The following is a 1,907-nucleotide window of genomic DNA, read 5'->3' as shown; positions in this document are numbered from 1 at the left end:
GACGATCGCCGCCCGGCCCGCCTCGAGCTGGCTGACGGCCGCAGCCCGTCCCGCGAACGGCATCGCCACCGCCGACCCGGGAGCCGACCCGGCCGCCTCACGCAACGCCTCCGACGGTTCGACCCCCAGCTCCCGCCGGAACAGATCGGTGCAGATCCCGACCTGCCGGGCGGCCGCCTTCCGGTCGCCCGACGCGGTCAGGCACCGCACCAGCAGCTCGTGGTTGCTCTCCTCCAGGGGCCCTCGGTCGACGGCCCGTCCCGCGTACTCCACGGCGTCGGCGGGGCGGCCGAGCGCGAGCATCGTGGCGGCGGCCTGCCGCAGCCGTGCCTCGATCAGCGCCGACACCCGGCTCCGCTCCACCACCAGCCATGACTCGAACTCCAGACAGGAGTCCAGCCGCACCCCCTCCAACAGCTCGCCGTCGGCCGTCAGCAGCGGCGCCGGATCGGTGAGCCCACCGCAGACCTCGAGCACGTCGACCTGGCCCGGCACCGCGACGGCCACCGGATCGCCGGAGATCTCCACACCGACCGAGCGGCGGAGCTCGGCCAGGGTCCAGCGGAGCGCGCCGAGCGGGTCGTCGGCGTCGCCGAAGAACAGTTCGGCGAGCCGCGCCCGGCCCGGCGGGCGCTCCGTCAGCAGCAGGTAGGCCAGGACGGCCCAGGCCTTGCGGCCGCGCGGCTGTTTCGCCGCGCCCTCGGCGCGGGGCGCCCCGAGCAGCCGGATCGTCACCACGGGATCACCCCCTCGCCGTCGTTCGGTCAGCTCCGCCGGATGCCGACCACTTCCAGATAGTCGGCGGGCGCGGCCACCGTGCCGTCGTCCGCCCTGTTGTACTCGCGGGCCACGTCCGCGAGCTCGTCGGCGAACTTCGCCAGATCGTCCTCTGTCAGGGTGCCCGACAGCCGGGTGATCGGGCCATAGTGCTCCCGGAACCACTGCGAGAAGTGCTCGGGGGAGTGGTAGCGGAACACGTACTGCCGCTCGACGACCGAGATCCATTCGACGGAGTCGCCGAACAGCGCGGTCAGATGGTCGGTCGTGCCCCAGAGGGTGGCGGGACGGACCCCGGCGGGCGGCGGCGCCCAGCGGGCGACGGTCCGGAACATCGCGCCGATCATACCGGTCGGGGTCCAGCTCGCGAGCGCGATCCGGCCTCCTACGGCCGTCACCCGGACGAGTTCCCGCGCCGCCTGCTCGTGGTCGGGTGCGAACATCACGCCGACGGTGCTCGCGGTCAGGTCGTAGTGGCCGTCCGGGACGGGCAGCGCTTCGGCGTCGCCCTCCAGGAAGGTCACCGGCAGGTCCTCGGCGGCGGCCCGTTCGCGCCCCTTGGCCAGGAGGTTCTGCGCGTAGTCCACACCGGTCGCCTCGGCGAAGCGGCGGGCCGCGGCCATCGCGATGTTGCCCTGCCCGCTGGCCACGTCCAGGACGCGCTGGCCGGCCCGGATGTCGGCGGACTCCACCAGCCGCTCCGCCATGATCTGCAGGGTGTTGCCCACCCGCGTGTAGTCGCCGGTCTCCCAGCCGGCGCGCTGTGCCTTCTTGATGGTCTCGAAATCGATGTTCGTCATGTCGACAAGAGAACAGGCCCGCCGTGTGACGGCCCGTGTGACGACGAGGCGCACCTCAAGATTTCTCCGGCGCCGCGACCGTCTGTCCGGCTCGCTTCCGACACGTGAATCAGCCTTTGGGTTGCATGAGAATTCTATGAGAGAAGATCCTCTCTATGTTTTGATCCTGCTACCTGCCGATATGTTCGCTTTCGCGATGCGGCCGAGTGAGGGGTAGGGAAGATGAGCCAGGTGAAGCGAGCGACGCGCGCCCTGCAGCGCCGGACGGAACACCTCGCGGAGGCGCTGCGACCGGCACGGCCCGTCAGCCCGGCGGCCGCGGCCGCCGTC

At 71.8% G+C, this 1,907-nt stretch carries 2 protein-coding genes; both read right to left on the bottom strand.

Annotated elements, in window-relative coordinates; all coding sequences use genetic code 11:
• The coding region (locus ACYVE7_RS33335) for an AfsR/SARP family transcriptional regulator (RefSeq protein ID WP_460370473.1) at nt 1-738 on the bottom strand (738 nt) is incomplete at its 3' end.
• 26 nt (nt 739-764) lie between these two features.
• Complete coding sequence (locus ACYVE7_RS33330) at nt 765-1,577, bottom strand: class I SAM-dependent methyltransferase (RefSeq protein WP_460370472.1); 813 nt, start codon at nt 1,575-1,577, stop codon at nt 765-767.
• Between the last annotated feature and the right edge of the window lie 330 nt (nt 1,578-1,907).

Source organism: Actinocorallia lasiicapitis (genome assembly GCF_054778695.1).
Note: the sequence above shows the minus strand (reverse complement) of the source record. Positions and strands in the feature narration are given on the sequence as shown.

Excerpts from the sequence above, each read along its gene's own strand:
- ACYVE7_RS33330 (WP_460370472.1), bottom strand. The coding sequence starts at position 1,577 with ATGACGAACATCGATTTCGAGACCATCAAGAAGGCACAGCGCGCCGGC.